Source organism: Helicobacter didelphidarum, assembly GCF_003364195.1.
Taxonomy (GTDB): Bacteria; Campylobacterota; Campylobacteria; order Campylobacterales; family Helicobacteraceae; genus Helicobacter_A; species Helicobacter_A didelphidarum.
On the sequence record NZ_NXLQ01000148.1, the window covers coordinates 1 to 1,011 of the forward strand.

Annotated in this window: 2 protein-coding genes; both read left to right on the plus strand. The window is 31.5% G+C overall.

Features of this window, described 5'->3' with window-relative positions:
* Positions 1 to 166 precede the first annotated feature (166 nt).
* Positions 167 to 649 (plus strand): hypothetical protein, encoded by a 483-nt coding sequence (locus CQA53_RS11600; RefSeq protein ID WP_115544034.1) that lies wholly within the window; start codon positions 167 to 169, stop codon positions 647 to 649.
* A partial coding sequence (locus tag CQA53_RS11605; RefSeq protein ID WP_115544035.1) for a hypothetical protein occupies positions 646 to 1,011 on the plus strand: 366 nt, incomplete at its 3' end. The genes CQA53_RS11600 and CQA53_RS11605, both read left to right, overlap by 4 nt.

The window sequence follows — 1,011 nt, forward strand, 5'->3', positions numbered from 1 at the left end:
CATAGATGATACATACAAAGAATACAAACAAGAGAGTATATATTCTAAAGAAATATGGCTTATGCCAGCTCAATGTAAGAAACTTACGATAGAATTTGGGGTTTAGTGGTGAAATTGGCAAAGATAATGTAGAATCTTATATAATCAAGATTAAAGAGGTGGCGTGATGAAAATGAGTTATAGTATATTATCAATCATTGGAATCTTAGTTGTGGCAGTGATGTTTAGTGGGTGTTTCGTGCCTTATAGTTTTCAGCCTAGCTATCACAAATTTAAAAAGATGTGTGAATTAGACCCAGAAATATATCAATTTAATGGTGGCAAGATAGATGAGGAGTATTATAATAAAGTGCTAAAGTATTTTGATACAAGTTTAGATAAGCTAGATTGGGAGTATATTCAGGAGAATTTATTTTTTAATGATTCTAAGCAATATGTATATCAATTTAAGAAGTATGATGATAGAATTACTATTATATCAAATATGTTTTTTAAAGATAAAAATGCAACAAAAGATAATATAAGGAAAATAGGTTTTTATGCAAATTGGCGTGATTTACGACCCTTCCCAGCAGGTAATGAAGGGACAGGATTCTATCTTTCAGGAAGCAGGATAGATTGTTCATATTTTCATAAGGAGATTGAATGACAAACAAAGAATTAATCAAGAAACTAAAAGATAATGCAGAGCTTGCTTGGGCAGCGTATGGATACTTTCATCTAGCGAATAAAAACTATAAACCAGAGGAATATAGTAAAGATTGGTATAGATTGAAATATTTTAGAGAGGATATAAAAAAAGATGAAACTGCAATTCCCACCCCCGCAGACATACTCGACATTACCTATAAATACTATCTTGATGATAATGGCAAACCTAAAAATGGTTTGCTTGATGATAAATTATTTGATGGCGAATTCTCCCCTAATCAAGCCAAACGCTTCTTTGAAAGATATGATTTATTACTTCATCAACCTAACACAGATTCAGGCTTCTCTGCTACTTTATTC

What these genes read in the sequence shown, in the direction of transcription:
- CQA53_RS11600 (WP_115544034.1), top strand. Translation starts at nt 167, where the DNA reads ATGAAAATGAGTTATAGTATATTATCAATCATTGGAATCTTAGTTGTG.